General features: G+C 71.6%; 22 protein-coding genes. 11 read left to right on the top strand and 11 right to left on the bottom strand.

Annotated elements, in window-relative coordinates; translation table 11 throughout:
* Nucleotides 1-293 precede the first annotated feature (293 nt).
* Together ABZW30_RS17480 and ABZW30_RS17475 are read left to right on the top strand one after the other, a co-directional pair.
* Nucleotides 294-1,139, top strand: a complete 846-nt coding sequence (locus ABZW30_RS17480) for a helix-turn-helix transcriptional regulator (RefSeq protein ID WP_355671974.1) — start codon at nt 294-296, stop codon at nt 1,137-1,139.
* On the top strand, nt 1,136-1,357 hold the full coding sequence (locus ABZW30_RS17475; RefSeq protein WP_355671973.1) for a DUF397 domain-containing protein: 222 nt from the start codon (nt 1,136-1,138) through the stop codon (nt 1,355-1,357). The genes ABZW30_RS17480 and ABZW30_RS17475 overlap by 4 nt, the downstream gene beginning before the upstream one ends.
* A gap of 82 nt (nt 1,358-1,439) precedes the next feature.
* On the opposite strand, the gene ABZW30_RS17470 is transcribed toward ABZW30_RS17475, so the two are convergent.
* A complete protein-coding gene (locus ABZW30_RS17470) occupies nt 1,440-1,874 on the bottom strand; it encodes a VOC family protein (RefSeq protein ID WP_355671972.1) in 435 nt (144 codons plus the stop codon).
* 294 nt (nt 1,875-2,168) lie between these two features.
* On the opposite strand from ABZW30_RS17470, the gene ABZW30_RS17465 reads away from it, so the two are divergent.
* Nucleotides 2,169-2,414 carry a hypothetical protein gene (locus tag ABZW30_RS17465; RefSeq protein WP_355671971.1) on the top strand — a complete coding sequence of 82 codons (246 nt, stop codon included), beginning with the start codon at nt 2,169-2,171 and terminating at the stop codon, nt 2,412-2,414.
* Nucleotides 2,415-2,809: 395 nt separating this feature from the next.
* On the opposite strand, the gene ABZW30_RS17460 is transcribed toward ABZW30_RS17465, so the two are convergent.
* Nucleotides 2,810-4,057: an MFS transporter gene (locus tag ABZW30_RS17460; protein WP_355671970.1), complete on the bottom strand. Its 1,248-nt coding sequence runs from the start codon at nt 4,055-4,057 to the stop codon at nt 2,810-2,812.
* 61 nt (nt 4,058-4,118) lie between these two features.
* Between ABZW30_RS17460 and ABZW30_RS17455 the strand changes: the two genes are divergently transcribed.
* The 3 genes from ABZW30_RS17455 to ABZW30_RS17445 all read left to right on the top strand — a co-directional run bounded on the left by ABZW30_RS17455 (nt 4,119) and on the right by ABZW30_RS17445 (nt 8,078).
* A complete protein-coding gene (locus ABZW30_RS17455) occupies nt 4,119-5,108 on the top strand; it encodes a DUF5937 family protein (RefSeq protein WP_355671969.1) in 990 nt (329 codons plus the stop codon).
* A 267-nt stretch (nt 5,109-5,375) separates the two neighbouring features.
* Complete coding sequence (locus tag ABZW30_RS17450; protein ID WP_355671968.1) at nt 5,376-6,638, top strand: alpha/beta hydrolase-fold protein; 1,263 nt, start codon at nt 5,376-5,378, stop codon at nt 6,636-6,638.
* Nucleotides 6,639-7,268: 630 nt separating this feature from the next.
* Nucleotides 7,269-8,078: a hypothetical protein gene (locus ABZW30_RS17445; RefSeq protein ID WP_355671967.1), complete on the top strand. Its 810-nt coding sequence runs from the start codon at nt 7,269-7,271 to the stop codon at nt 8,076-8,078.
* 95 nt (nt 8,079-8,173) lie between these two features.
* Here the strand turns inward: ABZW30_RS17445 and ABZW30_RS17440 are convergent, their stop codons facing one another.
* Both ABZW30_RS17440 and ABZW30_RS17435 read right to left on the bottom strand, forming a co-directional pair.
* Nucleotides 8,174-8,731: a hypothetical protein gene (locus ABZW30_RS17440; protein WP_355671966.1), complete on the bottom strand. Its 558-nt coding sequence runs from the start codon at nt 8,729-8,731 to the stop codon at nt 8,174-8,176.
* Nucleotides 8,732-8,867: 136 nt separating this feature from the next.
* A complete protein-coding gene (locus ABZW30_RS17435) occupies nt 8,868-9,758 on the bottom strand; it encodes a LysR family transcriptional regulator (protein ID WP_355671965.1) in 891 nt (296 codons plus the stop codon).
* Between the two features lie 70 nt (nt 9,759-9,828).
* Between ABZW30_RS17435 and ABZW30_RS17430 the strand changes: the two genes are divergently transcribed.
* Complete coding sequence (locus ABZW30_RS17430; RefSeq protein ID WP_355671964.1) at nt 9,829-10,578, top strand: hypothetical protein; 750 nt, start codon at nt 9,829-9,831, stop codon at nt 10,576-10,578.
* Between the two features lie 7 nt (nt 10,579-10,585).
* Here the strand turns inward: ABZW30_RS17430 and ABZW30_RS17425 are convergent, their stop codons facing one another.
* The gene (locus tag ABZW30_RS17425) at nt 10,586-11,125 is read right to left on the bottom strand and encodes a GNAT family N-acetyltransferase (RefSeq protein WP_355671963.1); all 540 of its coding nucleotides are present in this window, start codon (nt 11,123-11,125) and stop codon (nt 10,586-10,588) included.
* A 159-nt stretch (nt 11,126-11,284) separates the two neighbouring features.
* Between ABZW30_RS17425 and ABZW30_RS17420 the strand changes: the two genes are divergently transcribed.
* A complete protein-coding gene (locus ABZW30_RS17420; protein WP_355671962.1) occupies nt 11,285-12,457 on the top strand; it encodes a histidine kinase in 1,173 nt (390 codons plus the stop codon).
* Nucleotides 12,458-12,521: 64 nt separating this feature from the next.
* Here the strand turns inward: ABZW30_RS17420 and coaE are convergent, their stop codons facing one another.
* Nucleotides 12,522-13,121: a dephospho-CoA kinase gene (coaE, locus tag ABZW30_RS17415; protein WP_355671961.1), complete on the bottom strand. Its 600-nt coding sequence runs from the start codon at nt 13,119-13,121 to the stop codon at nt 12,522-12,524.
* A gap of 32 nt (nt 13,122-13,153) precedes the next feature.
* Nucleotides 13,154-13,795 carry an MBL fold metallo-hydrolase gene (locus ABZW30_RS17410; protein ID WP_355671960.1) on the bottom strand — a complete coding sequence of 214 codons (642 nt, stop codon included), beginning with the start codon at nt 13,793-13,795 and terminating at the stop codon, nt 13,154-13,156.
* Nucleotides 13,796-13,857: 62 nt separating this feature from the next.
* On the opposite strand from ABZW30_RS17410, the gene ABZW30_RS17405 reads away from it, so the two are divergent.
* Nucleotides 13,858-14,289, top strand: coding sequence for a MarR family transcriptional regulator (locus tag ABZW30_RS17405; RefSeq protein WP_355671959.1), 432 nt, complete (start codon nt 13,858-13,860; stop codon nt 14,287-14,289).
* A 24-nt stretch (nt 14,290-14,313) separates the two neighbouring features.
* Here ABZW30_RS17405 and ABZW30_RS17400 read toward each other — a convergent pair whose 3' ends face one another.
* Both ABZW30_RS17400 and rpsA read right to left on the bottom strand, forming a co-directional pair.
* Nucleotides 14,314-16,554 (bottom strand): MMPL family transporter, encoded by a 2,241-nt coding sequence (locus ABZW30_RS17400; RefSeq protein ID WP_355671958.1) that lies wholly within the window; start codon nt 16,552-16,554, stop codon nt 14,314-14,316.
* 265 nt (nt 16,555-16,819) lie between these two features.
* Nucleotides 16,820-18,310, bottom strand: a complete 1,491-nt coding sequence (rpsA, locus tag ABZW30_RS17395; protein WP_355671957.1) for a 30S ribosomal protein S1 — start codon at nt 18,308-18,310, stop codon at nt 16,820-16,822.
* A gap of 415 nt (nt 18,311-18,725) precedes the next feature.
* Here rpsA and ABZW30_RS17390 point away from each other — a divergent pair, with 415 nt between their 5' ends.
* Both ABZW30_RS17390 and hrpB read left to right on the top strand, forming a co-directional pair.
* Nucleotides 18,726-19,598, top strand: coding sequence for a class I SAM-dependent methyltransferase (locus ABZW30_RS17390; RefSeq protein WP_355671956.1), 873 nt, complete (start codon nt 18,726-18,728; stop codon nt 19,596-19,598).
* Nucleotides 19,599-19,606: 8 nt separating this feature from the next.
* Nucleotides 19,607-22,114, top strand: coding sequence for an ATP-dependent helicase HrpB (gene hrpB, locus ABZW30_RS17385; protein WP_355671955.1), 2,508 nt, complete (start codon nt 19,607-19,609; stop codon nt 22,112-22,114).
* Between the two features lie 25 nt (nt 22,115-22,139).
* Here hrpB and ABZW30_RS17380 read toward each other — a convergent pair whose 3' ends face one another.
* Together ABZW30_RS17380 and ABZW30_RS17375 are read right to left on the bottom strand one after the other, a co-directional pair.
* Nucleotides 22,140-22,271, bottom strand: a complete 132-nt coding sequence (locus ABZW30_RS17380; RefSeq protein WP_355671954.1) for a DUF397 domain-containing protein — start codon at nt 22,269-22,271, stop codon at nt 22,140-22,142.
* On the bottom strand, nt 22,234-23,172 hold the full coding sequence (locus tag ABZW30_RS17375; RefSeq protein ID WP_355671953.1) for a helix-turn-helix transcriptional regulator: 939 nt from the start codon (nt 23,170-23,172) through the stop codon (nt 22,234-22,236). The genes ABZW30_RS17380 and ABZW30_RS17375 overlap by 38 nt, the downstream gene beginning before the upstream one ends.
* Between the last annotated feature and the right edge of the window lie 365 nt (nt 23,173-23,537).

The following is a 23,537-nucleotide window of genomic DNA, read 5'->3' as shown; positions in this document are numbered from 1 at the left end:
AGCACATGAGTGGAGAAGGCCGGGCGGGCGGCCGTCGCGGCGGCCCGCACACGTCAAACACGAAGCGCCCATGAGAGTGCACCACAGCCACATGCCATGCGCATCACACACAGCCAGCGCTCCGTCACTCACAGCATGAAGCATTGCCGCGAGAGATCGCAAGGCAAGTCTGCGAAATATGAAAACTTTCAGTTACGAGGGCAAGGTGCGCCCTCTAGGCTCTCGCCGGTGGTGGCGAACCGTCACCACTCGCATGCACACTGGTTCCTGAACGCTCTGGAGGGGTTACGTAGATGGCAGTCGCAGTGCCAGCCGTGCGATACCGACGCATCGCCGCTGAGCTGAGGAGGCTTCGCGAGCTGAAGAACCTCTCAGCCGAAGAGGTCGCCGCCCAGGTCGACGGCATCAACCTGGTGAAGCTCAGCAGGTACGAGAACGCTCGCGTCCAGCTGAAGCCTGATGTCGTCCGTGCCCTACTCGACTTCTACGAGTGCGACGAGGAGCTCAAGGAGGTCCTCGTCGAGATCCTCCGAGACAAACGCCGTCCGGGCTGGATGGCGGGCTACGAGCAACTGAACCCGCTCTACACAGATCTGATCCGCTTGGAAGAGACGGCGGTTGGCAACAAGTCGTACGAGTCCGCCTACATCCCCGGTCTACTTCAGACACGCCAGTACGCGCACGCCATCATCTCCAGTGGCGTGATAAACAGGCCCAGCGTCGAAGAGCGTGTAGAAGTCCGGATCAACAGGCAATCCGTCCTCACTCGATCCGAGAACCCGCTGAAGCTGTGGGCCGTGATTCACGAGGCCGCCCTGACGATGAACGCCACCCCGGGCGTGATGGCTGATCAGCTGGACAAGCTGCTGCAGTTCAGCCAGCTCCCCAACATCAGGATTCAGGTCATGCCGGCCACGGCTCCTCCGCATCCCGGAATGACAGGGCCATTCGCACTCCTGGAGTTTCGACAGCGCGACCTCGACCTGGTTCTGCTCAGCGGAATGCTCAGCAGCAACTGGGTGGAGGATCCGGACCAAGTCGACATCTATCGGGCGGCGTTCGACGAAATCATGGCAACCGCCTTGTCCCTCGACGAGTCGCGCAACCTCATCACACAGAAGAGAGACACGCTCAAGTGACCCACTTCCCTGTCGCCTCCGCACTTCCCGTGCAGTGGAAGAAGGCAACTGCCAGCAACCCGAACGACAACTGCATCGAAGTAGCCGACGGCATCACCGGCATCATCCCGGTCCGCGACAGCAAGGACTCCCACGGCCCGGCGCTCGGCTTCACCCCCGAGGCCTGGCATTCCTTCATCGCCGGCATCCGCTCCGACGACTTCCCGACCAACCGCTGACGCACTCCCCACCGGGCGGCCCCGCATGCCACGCGGGGCCGCCCGACCTGACGGCTCCCCACCTCGCGATCTCGGAAGATGCTCAGTCGAGGCAGAACTCGTTGCCCTCGATGTCCTGCATCGCGATGCACGACTCATTGACGCCATCGGCACGCAGCACCTGCACGCATACCGCGCCGAGCGCGATCAGTCGTTCGCATTCGGCCTGAAGCGTGGCCAGGCGCTCTTCACCCACGAGGCCGGTGCCGACCCGCACGTCGAGATGCACCCGATTCTTGACGACCTTGCCCTCGGGAACGCGCTGGAAGTACATCCGTGGGCCCACACCCGAGGGATCCATGCAGACGAACGCCGCACCCTGACGCTCGGGCGGCAGCGAGCGATTGAAATCGTCCCAGGTGTCAAACCCCTGCGGTGGCGGCGGTACGACGTACCCCAACACCTCGCACCAAAAGCGGGCGACGCGCTCAGGTTCCGCGCAGTCGAAGGTGACCTGGAACTGCTTGATCGATGCCATCCGGCCACCCTAGCAGCGGCGCTCTGCTGCTCATCTCCCGCTGCGGCTCCACATGTTGACGGGATGATGGCTCTTGCGAACCGCTGTCCTGTCGGCCCGTACGACACCGGACCGCACCCGACTCGGATGCACAGCAGTGTGATTGCCCTGCGCATGCCGCATGGCGATGCAGCCGACCAAGGGGAGGGGTTTGCGTTGGTGATCGAATAGCGGCGTTTTGGCAGGTCAGCCCTGGTATTTCCACTTCTGTCGTGATGCTTGGTCAACACCGCCGCAGGGCCCTACAGTGCGCGCATGAATCTCCGCACCAAGAAGACGCTGTCTGCCCTGCTCAAAGGCGCGATCGTCCTCACCTGCTCAACCCTCTACCGCCTGGCCAGAGGCTGGCAACTCGTGGTCGATCCGGTCTTCTTCGCCTTCGTGGCCTTGTTCTTGGCGAGCGCCGGGTACACGTGGTGGTGGTACGGCGACTCCCCCAAGGCGGTGGCTATGCGGGCGAACGTGGAGGCCAAGAAGGCCGCCCGGCAGCAGTTGAGGTGATCGCCCCGGCCTCCTGTTCACCACGTCCATCCGCCAGAAACCGTTCTGCGACACGTGGGAGATCGCCGGGGAGGGTGTGACCTCACAGAGCCGATCCCCATCTCCTGAGCCTTGCCCGGTATCCGGGTGGGACGGGTTCCAGAGCCGGTCGGCTTCGCCGCGGGCGAGATGGTCCTCGTAGATCCGCACCTTCTCCCGCATCACGTCCAGGGTCCCCTGCAACTCCCGGATCCGCGCCTCCACGTGATCCTGGTGCCGGCGCAGCAGCTCAAACCGCTCGCACCGCCGGGGCGGGCCCTTCCCGCCACTGCGGCTGAACCATCTCCAACGGGCGCCTCACCTGACACCACCGCGCCCGCAAGGAGACGACTCACCTGGCCGACATCTCTCGCCCCTCAGGTGTGGGTCCCGAGCACCCTCATCCGCCGGACGGGCGAGAGGGCGATCGGAATCCACACGCAGGCCAGGCAGGCGGCCGACGCTGCCAGGGCCCACCGGGTGCCGACGGCCGCGGCCAGGACCCCGGCCGTTGCCGCGCCGAGGGCCGTGGCGCCGGTGAAGAGGACGCGCATGGTGCCGTTGACGCGGGCGAGCAGCCCGGCGGGGGTGACCTGCTGGCGGAAGGTCATCATCAAGACCGAGTCGAAGCCGACCTTGAGCAGGACCAGGGCCCAGCCGACGGCCGCAACCGGGCCGGGGACGGGCCGGCCGAGCAGGGGGACGGCGACGGCCGGGGGCGCGACCAGAACCCCGACGAGCAGGGCAGCGCGGCCCGCGCCGAGCCGGTCGGCGAGCCTGACGGCGGACAGCGCGCCGAGCAGACCGCCGACGCCTCCGGCACCGAGGAACAAGCCCAGTTCCCCTTCGCTCCAGCCGAGTTCGGTGAGCGCGAGCACGGGGAGCAGCGTCATCACCCCGGCGGTGCCGATGTTGACCATGGAGCCGGCGACGGTCACGGTGCGCAGCACGGGCTGGCGGGCGACGAAGGCGATGCCCTCGGCGATCTCGTGCAGGAGGTGGCGCCGCACGACCCCACCGGCCGGGTGCTCGCGCATCCCGAGCGTGGACAACCAGGCTGCGGACCACAGGTATCCCGCAGCCATCACCAGCAGCACCGTGGGCGCGCTGAGCATCCCGGCCGCCCACCCGGCCAGCGCCGGCCCTCCGATGAGCGCGGTCTGGGTGACGGTGGCCAGCCGGGCGTTGGTGCGGGCGAGCAGGGCGCCCGGGGCCAGGTCCTTGACGAGGCTCTGGGTGGCCAGGTCGAAGAACACCGTCGCCACGCCCTGCACCACCACGACAGCCAGCAGGTGGACCGTGCTCAAGCACCCCGACCAGGCCGCGACCGGCACGGTGATCAACGCGCCCGCCCGCACCAGGTCCGCGCCGATCATGACCGGACGGCGCCGCACCCGGTCCAGCCAGGCGCCGACCGGCAGTCCGAGGAGTACGAAGGGCAGGGTCAGCGCGGTCCTCAGCAGGGACGTCCCCGAGGCCCCCGTGTGCAGCACGGTGACCGCCGTCAGCGGAACGGCCACCTGGCCGATCTGGGCGCCCCACAGCGCGACTCCGGACGCCGTGAGGTAGCGGCTGCGGTCCTGTGGAGTGACGACGGGCGGTGCCGCCGTGATCGTCTGCGTCATGGCGGGAAGCGTCGGGGAGTTCGAAAGTCGCCTCAATGGATTCACGCTAGGGTGAATCCTCGTGCCGTTCACGCTCACCCTCTCCCTGGGCACAGCCGATCTGAGCCAGTTGCGCTGGGCCGTCTCCCCGGCCTGGGAGCTGCTGGCCTCCATCAGGACGCTGGCCCGGCCGGCGAGCCACGCGATCCACATGCCGTGGCTGTCCGAGCACCGCCACGACCCGCTGCTCACCACGCCCCGAGCGGCGGCGGCACGCGCCCTCACCGCCGGCCCGCAGGGCCACCTCCCCGGGTTCCTCGCGCCGACCCCGCTCTCGCCCCTGACCACCATCGACGACGAGCTCGACGAGGTGCGCCGCACCCCCGCCGAGGTCATCCGCCGCGACCTGGCCGAGGTGTTCGGCACGAACCGACCGAGCGGCCTGACACCCATGGCGCGCGCACCCCGGCGCGAGTTGGACCGGATCGTCACCGACCTGCACGCGTACTGGCAGCGCGCCCTGGCGCCGGCCTGGCCGAGGATCCGGGCCCTGCTCGAATCCGACATCCACTACCGCGCCCGTTCCCTCACCGAGCGCGGACCGGCGGCGATGTTCGCCGACATCCACCCCGACCTGGCCTTCGACCAGGCCACCGGCACGCTGCGGATCGCCCAGCGGCAATCGAACCCGGCCGATCCGCACCGCTCACTGGACGGTCGGGGCCTCGTCCTGGTGCCGTCGGCGTTCGCGTGGCCGAAGCTCTACGTCAAGACCGCGGCGCCCTGGGTGCCCGTGATCCGCTACCCCGTCCGCGGCATCGGGACGCTGTGGGAGTCCCGCACCGACGCCGCCGACTTGGCCGCGGCGCTCGGCGCCACCCGGGCTCTGCTGCTGGGCCTCCTGGAGACCCCGGCCGGCACCGTGGAGCTCGCCAACCGGACCGGGCTGGCCCCCGGCGGGGTGTCCACCCAGCTGCACAAGCTCGCCAAGGCCGGTCTGGTCGCACCTCACCGGACCGGCCGGGTGGTGCTCTACGCCAGAACGGCCAGGGGCCAAGCCCTGTACGACTGAGCCGGGGGGCGGTCAGCGGACCGCCCCCGACTCGAACACGTCACGACTCGCCGGGGCACTCTCCGTCAACAGCCTTGGAGCCCAACGGTTTTGACCACAATTTCCACCCGCGCGAAGTCGCCGATCCACTGAATGGAAGAGCCCGGACCCTTTGGCTCCGTCTTTACGCCGGGCGCCTCCAGCGGCTTCCCAGCCGACGCCCAGTCGATGCCCAGCGGCCTCCCAGCCTCTCACCCCCCTCTCATCTCCCGCCCCTAGCCTCCGCGCATGAACGTCTCCCTGCTCGACGGCTGGTTCCCCTGGACGGTCCAGGCCGCGGCCCTCGCCCTGTTCCTGACCGCGGCGGGCTGGCGGGACCGGACCTGGCAGCGCAAGTGGGGTCCGATCGCGCTCGGCACGGCGCTGGCGATCACCGCGGTCGTCGCCGTCGGCGTGCTCACCCTGGCCGGGATCACCGATCCGATCCCGTTCGGGGTGTGGCTGTGGAGCGGGGTGGCGATCGCGGCGTTCTCGGTGCTGGGCTTCGGCTGGCGCGGCGCGAAGTGGTGGCGGCGGGTGCTGGTGGCGCCGACCGTCCTCCTCGCGCTGTTCTGCGCCGCGAACAGCGTGAACATCGCCACCGGCTACTACCCGACGATCGACGACGCGGTCGGCGAGCTCAGCGGCGATCCGCTGCCGGACCAGATCACCCTGGCCGAGCTCGCCAAGATCCACGGCAAGACCAAGACCGGCCGCATCGTCCAGGTCGACATACCGGACACCGCGAGCGGCTTCGCCCACCGCCAGGAGCTGCTCTACCTGCCGCCGGCCTGGTTCCGCAGCCAGAACCGGCCCAAGCTCCCGGTGCTGGAGATGATCGGCGGCGAGTTCGCGGCGCCCGACAACTGGATCCGCTCCGGCAACGCGGTGAAGACCGCCGACGAGTTCGCCGCCAAGCACAACGGCTTCTCGCCGATCCTGGTCTTCGTGGACGCCACCGGCGGCTTCCGGGTGGACACCGAGTGCGTGGACGGCCCGCACGGCAATTCCGAGAGCCACCTGCTCAAGGACGTCCCGCCGTTCGTGCAGAAGACCTTCAACGCCGCCACCGACCCGCACAAGTGGGGCGTGGCCGGCTGGTCCATGGGCGGCACCTGCGCCGTCGACCTGGTCGTCGAACACCCCAACGTCTTCACCCACTTCGGCGACTTCTCCGGCGACAAGGGCCCGTACATCGGTGACAAGGACCACACCATCCAGGAGCTGTACGGCGGCGACGCGGCGGCCTGGGCGGCCCACGACCCGCTGACCGTGCTCGCCGGCCACCACCCCAAGTACCAGGGCGTCTCCGGCTTCTTCGGCCAGGGCGACGAGGAGCACGGCCAGATCGAGTCCGCCAAGGCCCTGGACGCGGCCGCCAAGAAGGACGGCATCCGCACCACCAGCACCGTCGGCTCCGGCAAGCACACCTGGCAGACCGGCGCCGCGACCTTCACCCAGGCCCTCCCCTGGCTCGCCCAGCAACTCGGCGTCCCGGGCACCCACCCGTAACGGCGCCCCGCCGGCGACGGCCCCGCCCGAACCGGCCCGACGCCCGCGACAGGGGCCCCTGTCCGTAACAGCGCGGTCCGGATTCCGTCCGGATTCCGTCCGGGCCGGGCACGAATCGTGGGTGGGATCACACCCGCCCGCCGCCAGGGGAAAGCCTTGGTGTCGGCCGGCCTCGCGGGCCTGTCGGGCGACCCGCCGGACGGGCACGATCCACCGCCAAACCGCGCGCCCGGCACGGAGATCCACCGTGCCGGGCGGTGCCCGTCCGCGGGCGGGGGAACCTCACAGCCCTCTCCCACCGCCCATCGCTTCCGCCGCACCCGCACACATGTTCACCACCAGCCCGCTGCAACTGCCGCACTCCCCCGATCCCCCGGGGAAATCCCGCTTTGCTCACGGCGCCCCCGTGGCATAAGTTTCGTCCGCCGTCGACGCAGCACCCGCTCTGACCATGCCTCAGACCTGCGGTGAGCTGCGGAGCCAGGGGGCCGGACGGCAGCACGAAACGGGGGAGGAACAGCCATGCCGAGTGCCCGCAGTCACGGGTCCGCCGGTCGGCGAGGACGGACGGGCGACGCACCTGCGCCCCAATCCCCGACCAACGACACCGGACACCTGGGGAATCGTCAGTTGCGCAGCACCCGACTGGCCACCACCGCCGCCGCCCTGCTCTGCGTGGGCGCCCTGAGCGCCTGCGGCCCGGACAACAGCGGCCAGGACGGCGGCAAGACCGCCGCCCCCGCGCCGACCGGCGCCACCGCGGCGCCCACCGGGGACGGCACCGCCAAGCCCACCGGCGGCACCGGCAAGCCCGCCGCCGACGGCGCCGACAAGGGCATCCCGGCCAAGGCCTGGATGGACACCAAGAGCATCCCGATGGACGAGGCCTACCACTACGCCCCGCTGTCGGCCAACGCCAAGCCGGTCAGCGGCGTGGTCACGTTCAAGGGCATGGAGCTGTGCCGCGCCGCCCCCACCAAGGACGACGAGGGGCCGCTCACCGGCGTCGCCGCCAAGGCCTCGGTCGGCTTCGGCGGGGACCGCTGGACCGCCCAGCAGACCCTGCTGGTGCACGGCGACCCGACCCACAGCAGCGGCACCAAGCAGCTGACCAACCTGGCCGAGGGGCGTCTGACGGACGCGCTCAAGGCCTGCGCCAAGACCGCGCCCGGCGCGACGGTCAAGGTCAACAGCGCCCCGGACTCGACCTTCGCCTTCTCCGCGGTGCTCACCATCCCGCAGCAGGACGGCTCCACCGCCACCCTGCACGAGTACGTCACCACCGACGGCGGGTGGGTCAGCGAGCTGTCGGTCTGGGCGACCACGAAGGCCGGCGCCCAGCCCAAGGACGCCTGGAAGGGCCCGGAGGACAAGTACGTCCTCACCGGCATGTCGGCGCCGATGTGCGAGGCCTTCCCGGGCTGCGACGGCCACCAGTAACACCTGCCGCACCGCGGCAGCACACAGACGGCCGCCAGGCCCGTCCGGCACAGGGGACCGGACGGACCTGGCGGCGTTTCTTCTGCCCGCCGGGGTCAGAGCCCCAGGCGGCTGAGCGCCGTGGTCCAGTCGCTCGCGATCGCGCTGCGGGCGGCCGCGAGGGTCACTCTGTGGCCGCACACCGCGGTCTTGAGTTTGTTCTCGACCGAGTCCTTGCTCTGCGCCGGCTGGCTGCCGTAGCGCGGCTCGGGCCACAGGTTGTGCGGGTCGCGCGGCGCGCCGCCGAGCTCCAGCGGGACGAAGTGGTCCTCCTCGTAGTCCGCCGGGTTGGTGTCCGCGTAGCCGTACTGCGCGATCTGCTGGGTCTTCAGCGCGTTGGTGTAGCTGGCCGGCGGGCGCACGGTGGCGGTCCAGCCGGAGACGCAGATGGTCGAGCCGATGGTGGCCTGGGTGACCGCCGGGTTGTACGCACCCGGCGTGCAGGACGGGTCGGGCAGCGGAAGGTGCGCCCGCGAACAACTCGTCGCGAGAGTACCGGGCTTGACCGGCTTGTGGGTCGCCGTAGCGGCGGCCTGCGCGGTGCCGGTGGCGAGCCCGGCGGCGGCGAGGGTGGCCGCCGCGGCGACGACGGTGAGACGCTGACGAAGCATCATGGTGGCGTTCTCCTGGGCCGGCCCGGCCGATCGCCGGGCGACTGTGCCCATGACAGCACCGCCCGCGCGACGGGCGTCAGGTCCGGGATGTGAACGAGTGGTTACCGCCCCTCCACATCCGCCCGGGCCGGAGGTGTCACCCCACCAGCAGCCGCGCCAGCAGCGCCGCCGGCCCCTCCGGCAGGCTGCCGTGCACCAGCTCGGTGCGGTGCACCAGCCGGGGCGCGGCGATCCGCGCGAAGGCGATGCCGGGCGCCTGCGCCACCGTCGACTCGGGCAACAGGGTGAGCCCGTGGCCGGTGGCGACCAGGGCCAGCAGTCCGCGCAGGTCGGTGCCCCGGTAGTGGGTGGCGGGCCGGAAGCCGTCGCTCCCGGTGGCCGCGCGAAGCCGGGCCGCGGTCGGGGTGAGGTCGGGGGCGTCCACCCAGCGCGCGGCGGACAGGTCGGCGAGGGCGACGCCGGTCCGGCCGGCCAGCGGGTGACCGACGGGCAGGGCGACCGCGACCGGCTGCTCGTCCACCGCGACGGTGGTCAGCGGGCCGACCTCGGGCAGCGGCAGCGGGTCGCTGGGCGCGGCCAGGCCGTCGATCAGCGCGAGGTCGACCTCGCCGGTGGCGACCTGGGCCGGCAACACGTCCTGGGCGAGCACCCGGACGACCAGCAAGACCCTCGGGTACGCCCGGCGCACCTCGCCGAGCGCGCGCCCCAGTTCCGCCCCGACCGTCAGCGGGGTGGCGCCGAGCACCAGTCGGGCGCTGGGGGCGCCGGCCAGGCGTGCGACATCGGCACGCGCCGCCTCCAGGCGGACCAGCAGCGGGGCCGCGTGCTCCAGCAGCCGCCGCCCGGCCTCGGTCGGGCCGACCGGGCGGCGGACCAGCAGCGCGGTGCCGAGGTCGGCCTCCAACGCGGCGATCTGCTGGGAGACCGCGGACTGGGTGTAGCCGAGCTCCCGGGCCGCGTCGGAGAAGGAGGCGAGGCGGGCGACGGTCACGAAGGTGCGCAACTGCTGGGGATCCACGGCGGTCATCAACCGATCTGATCGGGACGTAAGAAATCATCGTTGGCGCTGATCTCGGGTGCGGGGTCAGGATAACCGCATGACCTACCTGACCCCGCGGGTCGCCCTGGTCGGCGACCGCTCCCCCGCCGTCCGCTCGCACACCCGCATCCCCGGCCTGCTCGACTCCCTCGCCGACCACGACCAGCTCGTCCTGGACGCCTACTGGATCCCCACCGAGGACGCCGAAGCGCCCGGCGCGCTCGACGGCTTCGACGCCGTCTGGCTGCTGCCCGGCAGCCCGTACCGCAGCGAGGCCGGCGCCCTGGCCGCGGTCCGCACCGCCCGCGAGCGCGGCATCCCCTTCCTCGGCACCTGCGGCGGGTTCCAGCACGCGGTGCTGGAGTTCGCCCGCGACGTCTGCGGCATCACCGACGCCGTCCACGGCGAGCAGGACCCCGACCTCGACCAGCAGGTGATCGTCCCGCTCAGCTGCTCCCTGGTCGGCCACGAGGGCGCCGTCGACATCACCCCCGGCACCCTGGCCGAGCGCGCCCTGGGCGTCACCCGCACCCAGGAGCGCTATCACTGCGCCTACGGTCTCAACGCCGACTACCTGGACCGGCTGCGCACCCACGGGCTGCGCTTCAGCGGCGCGGACGAGTCCGGCCAGGTCCGGGTGCTGGAGCTGCCGGAGCACCCGTTCTTCCTGGCCTCGCTGTTCCAGCCCGAGCTGTCCGGCGACGGCACCCGGGCCCACCCGGTGATCCGCGCCCTGGCTGCGGCCGCCGTCGCCCACGCGGCGCTCGGCGAGGAGGCGTCCGCGAGCGCCGGGCAGGCGCTCGGCTGAGCGACGGTCACATCGGCATCGAGCGCAGCCGCACCGGCCCCTCCGGCCAGCCGGCGCCCTCGGCCAGCGGGCGCCACATGGTGCGCAGCGGCATCACCGCGAGCCGCCCCTCCGGCTGTTCGACGGTCACCTCCTCGGCCACCTCCCGGAAGCCGAGCCCCCGGTAGAACGCGGCCAGCGGAGGGCGGCAGAACAGCAGCGCGTACCGGAAGCCGAGCGTGCGCCCGTGGTCGAGGGCGGCCCCGACCACGGCCTGCGCGAGGCCGCCGCCGCGCCGGTCGGGGGCGACGCAGACGCCGCCGACGCCGATCGCCTCCAGGTCGACGCCGCCGACGGTCAGCGGGACCGGCAGCAGCCCGGTGTGGGCGACGAGCCGGCCGTCGGCGGCCCGGATGCCGAAGTGGATCTCCTTCGGCAGGTAGGTCAGCCCGGTGTAGGCGACTCCGTACGGGTCCTCGCCGGGGCCGAGGATCTCCTCCTGCTCGGCGCGGGAGTACTGCTCCAGCCGGACCACGGTCGGCGGTTCGGAAGAAAAACGATCATCCATCACTCCATGCTCCCTTCCCCGCAGACCCTGTTCCAGTCCCCTCCCGGCCGCCCGTTCGGTCACATGATCGGCCCTACCTCCGTTCCGGAATCCGTCACCAGCCGACCGTACGATCCGAGGATCATCCCGCACCGCCCCGGGTGTGGAAGCATTCCCCTCATGCGCCAGCCCACCGAACAGCCGGCCGTCGACCTCACCGCACCGCTGCCCGGTCCGCCGCTGCGCCTGCCCCGCCCGGTCCGGACCTTCGCACCGACCGCCGTGGTGCTGCTGGTCCTCGTCCCGCTCGCCGCCCACGACCCGGACTTCGGCCCGACCACCTCGCGGCACGTCAACGCGGGCCTGATGGCCTTCGGCGCCCTCGCCCTCGCCTTCCGCCGCCACTACCCGGCGGCCACCACCACGGCCACCCTGCTGAGCGGCCAACTCCCGCTCGCCGTCGCCCTGTACGGGCTGACCGCGCGGCGCGGCGCCAACCCGCTGCTGTACGTCCTGGCCGCGCTCGCCGAGCTGCGCCTGCTGATCCCCTTCGACCTCGGAGACGTCACCACCCCCGACGCCCTGGCCAATCTGGTCGAGGACCCGCTGGTCTTCGGCGCCGTCCCGCTCGCCCTCGGGCTCACCACCCACCAGCGCGCCCGTACGGTGAGCATCCTCGCCGAGCGGAACCGGCTGCTGATGGAGGCCCGCGAGCACGCCGAGGAGCGCGCCGCGGCCGCCGAACGCGCCCGGCTGGCCCGGGAGATGCACGACGTGGTGTCCAACCGGGTATCGCTGATCACCCTGCACGCCGGCGCCGGGCAGATCGCGCAGGCCGACGACCCGGCCGCCGTCCGGGAGACCCTCGGCCTGATCCGCGCCCTCGGGCTGCAGGCGCTCACCGAACTGCGCGGCCTGCTCGGGGTGCTGACCCCGGCCTCCGAGCAGGTGCCCTCGCTGCGCGGCCTGCCCACCCTGGTCGAGGAGTCCCGGCAGGCCGGGCTGGCGGTGGGCCTGACGCTCACCGGCCCGGACGAGGGGGTGCCCCCGCCCGGGCCGGCGGTGGAGTACGCGGCCTACCGGATCGTCCAGGAGGCGCTGACCAACGCCCACAAGCACGCCCCGGCCACCGAGGTGGCCGTCACGGTCGAGGTCGCCCCGGACGGGCTGCGCCTCGCGGTGGTCAACTCCCCCGTCGGGACGGCCGGTACGCTGCCCTGCCTGCCCTCCGGCGGGCACGGCCTGGACGGGATGCGCACCCGCGCCGACGACCTCGGCGGCACCCTGCACGCCGGGCCGACGCCCGAGGGCGGCTTCGCCGTCCGGGCCCGATTGCCGTTCAGCACGGCCTGAGCCTCAACGTCCGAGCCCCGGCACGGCCTGAACCTCACCGTCCGAGCCCCGGCACCGCCCGAGACTACGCGGCGGCGCGCTTCACCAACTCCGCCCACACCCCGTCGACCCGCGCCGACAGCGCCTCCAGCGGCCCGCCGTTGTCGATCACCAGGTCCGCGATCGCCAGCCGGTCCTCCCGAGCGGCCTGCGCGGCCATCCGGGCCCGGGCCTCCTCCTCGGCCATCCCGCGCAGGCGCACCAGCCGGTCCAGCCGCACCTGGTCGGCGGCGTCCACCACCACGACCAGGTCGAACAGCGGCGCCAGCCCGTTCTCGGTCAGCAGCGGCACGTCGTGCACCACCACCGCGTCCGGCGCGGCCGCCGCCTCCAGCTCGGCGGAGCGGGCCCGCACCAGCGGGTGGACGATCGCGTTCAGCGCCTGGAGCCGGTCCGGGTCGGCGAACACGATCGCCCCGAGGGCCGGGCGGTCCAGGGTGCCGTCCTCCCGCAGTACCTGCGGGCCGAACTCGGCGACCACGGCCGCCAGACCGTCCGTCCCGGGGGCGACCACCTCGCGGGCGATCAGGTCGGAGTCCACGATCACCGCGCCGCGCGCGGCGAACAGCCGGGACACCTCGCTCTTGCCCGCGCCGATGCCACCCGTCAGTCCGATCTTCAGCATGGCGTCAGGCTACCGGCGCACCACCGCGCCCGTCAGCCCAGCTCCAGGCTCTCGCCCTCGCCGAGTACGGTCAGCCCCGCGCCGGTGCCCGGCCCGTCCGGCCCGAGCAGCCGGGTGGCCACCATGTGCCCGATCGGGCTGAGCGTCGCCTCGTGGACCGGAACCGCCACCCGCGGGCCCGCCTCCCGGACGTAGTCGACCACCTCGCCGGCCTTGCTCCACGGCGCCGCGAGCGGCAGCAGCAGGGTGTCCACGGCGTGCGGCGGCACGGTGAAGGCGTCGCCGGGGTGGAAGAGCCGGCCGTCGAGGAGGAAGCCGATGTTCTTCACCAGCGGGATGTCCGGGTGGATCTCCGCGTGCCACTCGCCGTGCACCGAGACGCCGAGCCCGGCGATCTCGAAGGCATCGCCCTCCCCGACCGCGGTGACCCGCTGCCCGACGCCCTCCAGCTGGGCGGCGACGACGCTGTTGGTCCACACCCGCAGCGCCGGGTCGGCCTCCAGCGCGGCGCGCAGCCGGGACTCCTCGAAGTGGTCCATGTGCTCGTGGGTGATCAGGACGGCGTCCACCCCGGCCAGTGCGGCGGGGTCGGTGAACGCCCCGGGGTCGATGACGACGGTGGTGTTGTCGTGCTCGATGCGTACGCAGGCGTGTCCGAACTTCGTGATTCGCATAGCCAAAACCATACAGCATGACTGTACAGTTTTGCTGTAGAGATTCCGGATAGACTGCTCCCATGCCTCGCGAAGCACCGCACCCGGACACCCTGGAACTCGCCGCCGACCTGCGCGCCGCCCTCGGCAGCCTGGTCCGCTCCCTGCGGGACAGCGACGAACTGCCGCCGAACCAGGCCGCCGTCCTCGGCCTGCTGGTCCGCGACGAACGCTCCTACACCGTCGCCGAACTCGCCGACCTCCGACGCGTCCGCCACCAGTCGATGGCCCGCACCGTCGCCCTGATGGCCGAGGCCGGACTGGTCGCCCAGCAGCCCCACCCCACCGACGGCCGCAAGCAGCTGATCACCGCCACCGAGGCCGGCCACACCGCACTGCTCGACCAGCGGGCCCGCCGCGAGCACCACATCGCGACCGCCATCGAGTCCCGCCTCAGCGCCGGGGAGCGGGACCAGCTGCGCGCCGCCGTCGGCCTGCTGAGCCGCCTGTCCTGAACCCGGGCCCGGCGGCCAGTACAGCTAGGCCTTGACCAGGCCCTTGGCCGCCGGCTCCCCGGCCGGCTCCTCGGTGTCCGTCACCACCCGCGGCGCCGGGATCGCCGACTGCTCCAGCGAGGGCAGCTCGACGTGCTCGCTCAGCCCGAAGCGCCTGTGCAGCCGCTTCAGCGGGGCGGGCGCCCACCAGTTGAACTCACCGAACAGGGTCATCGCGGCGGGCACCAGCAGGCAGCGCACCAAGGTGGCGTCGACCGCGACGGCGACCGCCAGCGCGATGCCCATCTGCTTGACCATGAGCATGTCCCCGGCCGCGAAGCCCGCGAAGACGATCACCATCAGCAGCGCCGCCGAGGTGATGATCCGACCGCTGCGCTGGACACCCAGCTCCACCGCGCGCGTACAGCTGTGCCCGCGCTGGTGCAGCTCCTTGATCCGGGCGAGCAGGAACACCTCGTAGTCCATCGACAGCCCGAAGGCGAAGGCGAAGACCAGCACCGGCAGGAAGGTCTCCAACCCGCCGGTCGGACTGAAACCGAGCAGCCCGCTGAACCACCCGTCCTGGAACACCAGGGTCAGCGCGCCGAGCGAGGCGCCCAGCGACAGCAGGTTCATCAGCAGCGCCTTGACCGGCATCACCACCGAGCCGGTCATCAGGAACAGCAGCACCAGCGTCCCGACCGCGACCAGGCCGAGTGCCCACGGCCCGCGCGACATCAGCTCGTCCTTGAAGTCCACCACCGTGGCCGCGCCACCGGTCACATAGGTCTTCAGCCCGCCCCGGTCGGCCCGGAGCTCGTCCACCACCTGCTGGGCGGCGTCGCCCTGCGGGTCCCCGTGCACCAGCACGTCCACCGTGGACACCTTGTCGCTGACCGGGGTCACCGCCCGGACACCGCTCACCCCGGGGAGCTTGGCGACCACCTCGTCCGCGTACGCCTGGGCCACCGGCGCGCCGCCCTCGACCACCACGGTGATCGGCGCGGCCGCGACCTGCGGGAAGCGGTGGTCGATGGTCTCGGCGACCTGCCGCCCGGCCGAGGAGCCGGGCAGCACGGCGGCGCCGGAGCTGCGCATCTCGGCGTGGAGGAACGGGGCCCCGGCCGCCATCAGCAGCGCCACGCAGGCGAGGGCGACCAGCACGGCCCGCTTGCGGACCCGGCGGACGGTCCGGCTGAAGAAGCCCTCGTCCGACACGGGCGCGGTGGGCGCCTTGACCCGGGAGCCGGCGAAGCCGAGCAGCGCGGGGACCAGGGTCAACGCGGCGGCGACCGCGATCACGACCACGCTCACCCCGGCTGCGGCGACCGCGCCCAGCACCGGGCTGGTGAAGACGAACAGGCCGGACAGCGCGACGGCGACAGTCAGTCCGGAGAAGGCGACGGTGCGTCCGGCGGTCGCGGCGGTGCGCTCGACAGCGGCGGCGATGCCCGCGCCGTGGCCGCGCTCCTCGCGGAAACGGTTCACCATCAGCAGTGCGTAGTCGATCGAGAGCCCGAGCCCCAGCACGGTGGCGATCGGCAGCACGCTGGTGTCGATGTCCATGATCTGGCTGAACCCGAACATGGCCAGCAGCGCCCCGCCGATCGAGGCGATGGCGCCGATCACCGGCAGCGAGGCGGCGGCCAGGCCGCCGAAGACCAGCACCATGACGATCAGGGTGAGCGGCAGGGTCACCATCTCGCCGAAGCGGGTGTCCTTCTCCGTCTGCTTCTTGACCTCCTGCTGGAGCACCAGGTCCCCGCCGACGGTCACATGCGCCCCGCCCGCGCCGTTCAGCGCGGCCAGCCGGTGGGTGACGGCATCGGTCTGCGCGGAGGTCGAGGTGTCGGCCATCCGTACGGTGACCAGGCTCGCCGTCCCGTCGGCGGCGCGCAGCGCGGCCGGGGCCGGGGCCGGGCCGGAGCCGTAGGCGTCCTGGGCGGAGGAGACCCCTGGCAGGGCGGCGATCTCGGCGGTGGCCTTCTCGACGGCGGCGCGCACGGCCGGGTCGTCGACCGGCCTGCCGTCCACCACCGCGGTCACGGCCCCCTTGGCCGGATCGGCCGCGGCGACCACGGCGCCGCCCCGGTCGGCCTCGGCGGTGGCGGAGGAGGCGCCGGCCACCGATCCCTCGAAGACCCGACCCCCGATCAGGACCCCGACGACCAGGACGACGGCCCAGAAGCCGAGGACCCAGCGGCGGTGGCGGAAACAGAACCGGCCGATCGCGGCGAGCCGGCCGCCGACCACTGCGGTGGGGGCGACGGAGGAGGGGTTGCGCATAAAGGAGCCTTTCGGGCAGCTCCACTCAATGTAGGTGCATCCCGAACTCCGACCTATAGCAGGGTAATGAGCCTCATCTCACATTTTCCTTCACATAAAACACACATAAGTCAAAGCGGAAAACGAAGAGGAGGAGAACAGTGGACGCCGAGGGGGCGGGGCGAGGCGGAAGAACGGCGGGCGAGGTGGAAAAGGAACGGGCCCCACCCGGAACGATCCGGGTGGGGCCCGTTGCCTAGCTGTCAGCTAGCGGGGGGCGAGAGCCTCAGCTCTGGCCACCGGCCAGCTTCTCGCGCAGGGCGGCCAGGGCCTCGTCGGAGGCCAGGGCGCCCGAGCCCTCGTCGCTGCTGGACGAGTAGGAGCCACCGGCGGCAGCGGCGACGGCGTCGCCACCCTCGGCAGCGGCCTCGGCGTCGGCCTCGCGGCTCTTGATGACCTGGGCCTGGTGCTGCTCGAAGCGGGCCTGCGCCTCGGCGTACTGGCGCTCCCACTCCTCACGCTGCTTCTCGAAGCCGGGCAGCCAGTCGTTCGCCTCGGGGTCGAAGCCCTCCGGGTAGATGTAGTTGCCCTGGTCGTCGTACGAGGCGGCCATGCCGTACAGGGTCGGGTCGAACTCGGCCTCGGCCGGGCTGGCACCCAGGGCCTCGTTGGCCTGCTTCAGCGACAGGCTGATGCGACGACGCTCGAGGTCGATGTCGATGACCTTGACGAAGATCTCGTCGCCGACCTGGACGACCTGCTCCGGGATCTCGACGTGGCGCTCGGCCAGCTCGGAGATGTGGACCAGACCCTCGATGCCCTCGTCCACGCGGACGAACGCACCGAACGGAACCAGCTTGGTGACCTTACCCGGAACGACCTGGCCGATCTGGTGGGTACGGGCGAACTGCTGCCACGGGTCCTCCTGGGTCGCCTTCAGCGACAGGGAGACGCGCTCGCGGTCCATGTCAACGTCGAGAACCTCGACGGTGACCTCCTGGCCGACCTCGACGACCTCGGACGGGTGGTCGATGTGCTTCCAGGACAGCTCGGAGACGTGCACCAGGCCGTCGACGCCACCCAGGTCCACGAAGGCACCGAAGTTGACGATCGAGGAGACGACGCCGGAGCGCACCTGGCCCTTCTGCAGGGTGGTGAGGAAGGTCTGGCGGACCTCGCTCTGGGTCTGCTCCAGCCAGGCACGGCGGGACAGGACCACGTTGTTGCGGTTCTTGTCCAGCTCGATGATCTTGGCCTCGAGCTCCTTGCCCACGTAGGGCTGGAGGTCGCGGACGCGACGCATCTCGACCAGCGAGGCGGGGAGGAAGCCGCGGAGGCCGATGTCGAGGATGAGACCACCCTTGACGACCTCGATGACGGTACCGGTGACGATGCCGTCCTCTTCCTTGATCTTCTCGATCGTGCCCCAGGCACGCTCGTACTGAGCGCGCTTCTTGGACAGGATGAGACGACCCTCCTTGTCCTCCTTCTGGAGAACCAGGGCCTCGATGTTGTCACCGACGGCGACGACCTCGTGCGGGTCGACGTCGTGCTTGATCGAGAGTTCGCGGGACGGGATGACGCCCTCGGTCTTGTAACCGATGTCGAGGAGGACCTCGTCACGGTCGACCTTCACGATGACGCCCTCGACGATGTCGCCATCGTTGAAGTACTTGATGGTCTCGTCGATGGCGGCGAGGAAGGCCTCCGCGTCGCCGATGTCGTTGACCGCGACCTGCGGGGTGGTGCTGAGGGAGGAGTCGGTGGGGCTCGTCATTAGGAAAAGGGCTCCGGTACGGACATGAAAGTCGTAGGTAATGCCACGCGGAGGGCCCGTATCGCTCCCACCGAAAGCCGGACAGCCAAGAACACGGCGCACCGGGTTTCCCGCACAGCGAGAAATCGGCGTCCGTCTTGCGACCGTGGGGTCTTCGACAGATGCGAGCGCGACCTGCTCCGTCCGAGGCGCGCAGGCCCGCAGCGCAACTTGTAGCATACGGGGACGGCCAGGCACGGTCAACGCCAGAAGAGGCAAGACGGTGGAGCCCGGTACGGATCAGGCCATATCCTCCGATTGCGCACCTCGCGGTGGCGCCCGAAGGGGCCCTTCCCCGGATGCCACCGCCAGGATCCGGTCCAAGAAATCGGGCCGGTTCGCGGCAGCGGCGCTTCCGCATTCCATACCCTACGCGATGGGCATTGTCACCGTGGCCACCACCCCCCAGTCAGACCTGCACGATCTTGACACGTCCGTGGAGGAGGTCGACGAGGGCGACGACGCGGTCCGGCGCGCGGCCGGCGTCGGGGAGAGCAGCCGGGCCAGCCGGCACTGGTGGGACCGCAACGCCGACGAGTACCAGGACGAGCACGGCGAGTTCCTCGGCGACGACCGCTTCACCTGGTGCCCCGAGGGCCTGGACGAGGCCGACGCCCGGCTGCTCGGCGAGGTCGCCGGCCGGGACGTGCTGGAGATCGGCGCCGGCGCCGCCCAGTGCTCCCGCTGGCTGGCCGCCCAGGGCGCCCGCCCGGTCGCGCTGGACATCTCCTACCGCCAGCTCCAGCACTCCCGCCGGATCGACCTCGGCCGGGGCGTCGAGCCCGTCGCGGTGGTCCAGGCCGACGCCGCCGTGCTGCCCTTCGCCGACGCCTCCTTCGACCTCGTCTGCTCCGCCTACGGCGCCGTCCCGTTCAGCGCCGACACCGCCGAGCTGATGCGCGAGGTGCACCGGGTGCTGCGGCCCGGCGGGCGCTGGGTGTTCTCGGTGACCCACCCGATCCGCTGGGCCTTCCCCGACGAACCCGGCGTCGAGGGCCTCACCGCGATGTCCTCCTACTTCGACCGCACCCCGTACGTCGAGCAGGACGAGCAGGGCCGCGCCACCTACGTCGAGCACCACCGCACCCTGGGCGACCGGGTGCGCGAACTCGTCGGCGCCGGCTTCCGGTTGATCGACCTGGTCGAGCCGGAGTGGCCGGCCGGGCTGGAGCAGGAGTGGGGCGGCTGGTCCCCGCTGCGCGGGCGGCTGATCCCGGGCACCGCGATCTTCGTCTCCGAGCGGGGCTGATCTCCTCGATGCGTCCCGCCTGGCGCGACCTGCCCGTCCGCACCGCCCTGCCCGCCCTGCACGACGCGCTGGAGGAGCACGGCACCGCCGTCCTCGCCGCCCCGCCCGGCACCGGCAAAACCACGCTGGTGCCGCTCGCCCTGGCCGGGCTGCTGTCCGACGGCCCGGTGCGCCGGGTGCTGGTCGCCGAACCGCGCCGGCTCGCGGTCCGGGCGGCCGCCCGGCGGATGGCCTGGCTGCTCGGCGAGGCCGTCGGCGACCGGGTCGGCTACACCGTGCGCGGCGAGCGTCGCGTCGGGCCGGGGACGGTGGTCGAGGTGGTCACCACCGGCGTGCTGCTGCAACGGCTCCAGCGCGACCAGGAGTTGCCCGGGGTGGACGTGGTCGTCCTGGACGAATGCCACGAACGGCATCTGGACGCCGACACCGCGCTCGCCTTCCTGCTGGACGTCCGGGCCGCGCTGCGGCCCGAACTGCGGCTGGTCTGCGCCTCGGCCACCTCCGACACCGCGGCCTGGGCCGAACTCCTCGGCGGCGCCCCGGTGGTGGAGGCGCACGGGGTCTCCCATCCGGTGGACGTGGTCTGGGCGCCGCCGCCGCGCGCCGTCCGGCCCGCCCACGGCACCCGGGTCGACCCGGCGCTGCTCGACCACGTCGCCGCCGTCGTACGGCGGGCGCTCGCCGAGCAGTCCGGCGACGTGCTCTGCTTCCTGCCCGGCGTCGGCGAGATCGCCCGGGTGGCAGGACAGTTGGGCGGCCTGACCGCCGAGGTCCTGCAACTGCACGGCCGCGCCCCGCAAGCCGTGCAGGACGCCGCCCTCGCCCCGTCCACTTCACGGCGGGTCGTCCTCGCCACCGCCGTCGCCGAATCCTCACTCACCGTCCCCGGCGTCCGCGTCGTGGTCGACGCCGGGCTTGCCCGCGAACCCCGCACCGACCACGCCCGCGGCCTGGCCGCCCTCGTCACCGTCCGCGCCTCGCTCGCCGCCGCCCGCCAGCGCGCCGGCCGCGCCGGGCGGGAGGCCCCCGGCACCGTCTACCGCTGCTGGCACGAGGCCGAGGACGCCCGCGCCGCCCGCTTCCCCACCCCCGAGATCGCCCTCGCCGACCTCACCTCGTTCGCTCTCCAGGCCGCCTGCTGGGGCGACCCGGACGCCACCGGCCTCGCCCTGCCCGACGCCCCGCCCGCCGGGGCGATGGCGGCCGCCCGGCAGACCCTGCACGCCCTCGGCGCGGTGGATGCCGACGGCCGGGCGACTCCGCGCGGCGTGCGCCTCGCCCGCACGGGGCTGCACCCCCGGCTGGGTCGCGCCCTGGTCGACGGGGCCCCTGCGGTCGGTGCCCGGCGGGCCGCCGAAGTCGTCGCCCTGCTCTCCGAAGAACCGCCCCGCGCCCTCGGAGACGACCTCGGCGCGGTGTGGCGGGCGGTCCGTTCCTCCAAGGACCCCTACGCCGGCCGCTGGCGCGACGAGGTCCGCCGCCTCCTGCGCGCCGCCTCCGACGAACCCGCCACCGCCTTGCCCGACACGACTGCCGCCGGGCTGGTCGTTGCCCTCGCCTTCCCCGAACGCATCGCCCGCGCCCGCGTGGAGCGGCCCGCCCCTGGTGAGCGCAGCCCGTACCTGATGGCCTCCGGCACGGCCGCCGAACTCGCCCCCGGGACTGCTCTGGGTGCCCTCCCCTGGCTCGCCGTCGCAGTCGCCGACCGCCCAGCCGGCTCGCACTCCGCCCGCATCCTCCACGCTGCGGCGCTGGACGAGGACACCGCCCGGCTCGCCGGTGCGGCAATGCTCGCCGCCCGCGAGGAGGTCCACTGGGACACCCGGCGAGGTGAAGTCGTCTCCCGCCAGGTGGAATCCCTCGGCGCGATCGAACTCGCCGAGAAGCCGCTCAACCGCACTGACCCCGCGCTGGTCCGCGCAGCCCTGCTGGAAGGCCTCGCCCGCGAAGGCGTGAGCGAGGTGCTGACATTCCCGTCCGGCCTACGCGAACGCCTCGCCTTCCTCCACACCGCCCTCGGCGCCCCCTGGCCCGACGTCTCCGACGCCGCGCTGCTCGCCCACGCCGAGGAGTGGCTGGAGCCCGAGCTTTCCCGCGCCCGCCGCCGCGCCGACCTTGCGAGGATCGACACCACGGCGGCCCTCCAACGCCTGCTCCCCTGGGCCACCGGCGAGGCCGGGCGACTGGACGAACTCGCCCCCGAGCGCATCACCGTCCCGTCCGGCTCGAAGATCCGAGTCGACTACACCACCGAACGCCCAGTGCTGGCAGTCAAGTTGCAAGAACTCTTCGGCTGGACGGCGGCCCCCGCCCTGGCCGGCGGCCGCATACCCCTCACCATCCACCTACTCTCCCCCGCCGGCCGCCCCGCCGCCGTCACCGGCGACCTGGAGAGCTTCTGGCGCACCGGCTACCGCGCCGTCCGCGCCGATCTCAGGGGCCGCTACCCCCGCCACCCCTGGCCCGAAGACCCGACCACGGCGGAACCCACCCGCCGCACCAACACCCGGAAGTAGCGGACACCTTCCGTCCGGCGGATCACTACGCCGGGAAGTCACCGGCCTGGACGCCGGAAAGGAAGGATTCCCAGGCCGAGGCCGGGAAGACGAGGACCGGGCCGTGCGGGTCCTTGGAGTCACGCACGGGGACGAGGCCGGGGAATCCGGGGGCCACCTCGATGCAGTCTCCGCCGTTGGGAGCGCTGTAGCTGCTCTTCCGCCAGGCGGCTCTGGCGAGCTCGTTCCGCGTCATCTTTGTACCCTTCCAGCACATCACGGATCAGCGCAAGCGAGTTACTCGCTGGGAGTATCTCGCTGCGAAGCCGATCACAGGCGCGCCGGTGCGCAGCAACGACTTCCGGATCATTGCTCGGATGCCCTCGATCCAAGCTCTCCGAGTAGACGTAGTTCTGCCCATCTGGCATCTCCAGTAGGACCATCGGCGTAGGAATGACGGTCCTACGATCCGCAAAGGGCGCGATCTCAATGATCACGTTCGACAGTTCCGAGATGGCCAGCAGGTGATCCATCTGTCGACGCATCACCTCAGGCCCGCCGATGACCGTCCGGATCGTACTTTCGTCGAGAACGGCCAGGAGCAACGGGCCATCCTGCACGAGGAACCGCTGCTGTCGAGCCAATCGCGCAGCCGTTCGCTCCTCAACAAGCGCCGTCGAACTGCCAGCGGCAAACAGTGCCCGCGCATACTCCCGACACTGCAGCAAGCCGTGCATATATCCGCACTGGTAGACGCGGGCACCAAGCGCCTCGGACTCCATGTCGGCATGGGTCTGAAACCAATCCGGGTGCTCGACCTGCGCCTTCCAGTCCACCCTCCCCCAGAGCCGCTTCAGCGCACCGCCCGTGTTGAGCAGTTCATCGGCTCTTTCCACCAGGTCCGGCGGCATGCGGCGCTCACCAGTCTCGTACCGAGTGATGTTCGTCCGACTGCAGTGCAGAACTTTGCCCAGCTCCTCCTGGGTATAGTCGGCCAGCTCACGGTAGAACCGCAGCTCCTCGCCGAACAGCTCCGCTGAACTGACCGTCAACTCACGCTTGAACCGCCGATGTCCCACAGTCGGCCCCCTCACACACCACGTGCCCCTGGCACCTGATTTCGGCCATCACCGTACCTCCGCAACCCGGACCGTTGACACCGAAACGCAATCATGTGCATGCATAGCGTGATTGCGCGCTACCCTCGCGCCCCCATCCGCCCCCGAGGAACTCAGCCCTGCTCAAAACCCACCACCCCCGCACGTTCGCCACCCTGCCCTCCAACCCGCGCCCGGATTCCGAGGCCGACACCAGCGCACGGCGTGATGTCGTGCGGGTCCCGCGAAAAGGGGCTCTTCTGCTCCATCTGTGGGTCGCTGAGGAGCGCCTGACGCAGTACACGCCGTCCCCTGTGCAGATCTTGAGGTGTCGAGACTCAGGATCT

The organism is Kitasatospora sp. NPDC004669 (assembly GCF_040609455.1).
Classification (GTDB): domain Bacteria; phylum Actinomycetota; class Actinomycetes; order Streptomycetales; family Streptomycetaceae; genus Kitasatospora.
Note: the sequence above shows the minus strand (reverse complement) of the source record. Positions and strands in the feature narration are given on the sequence as shown.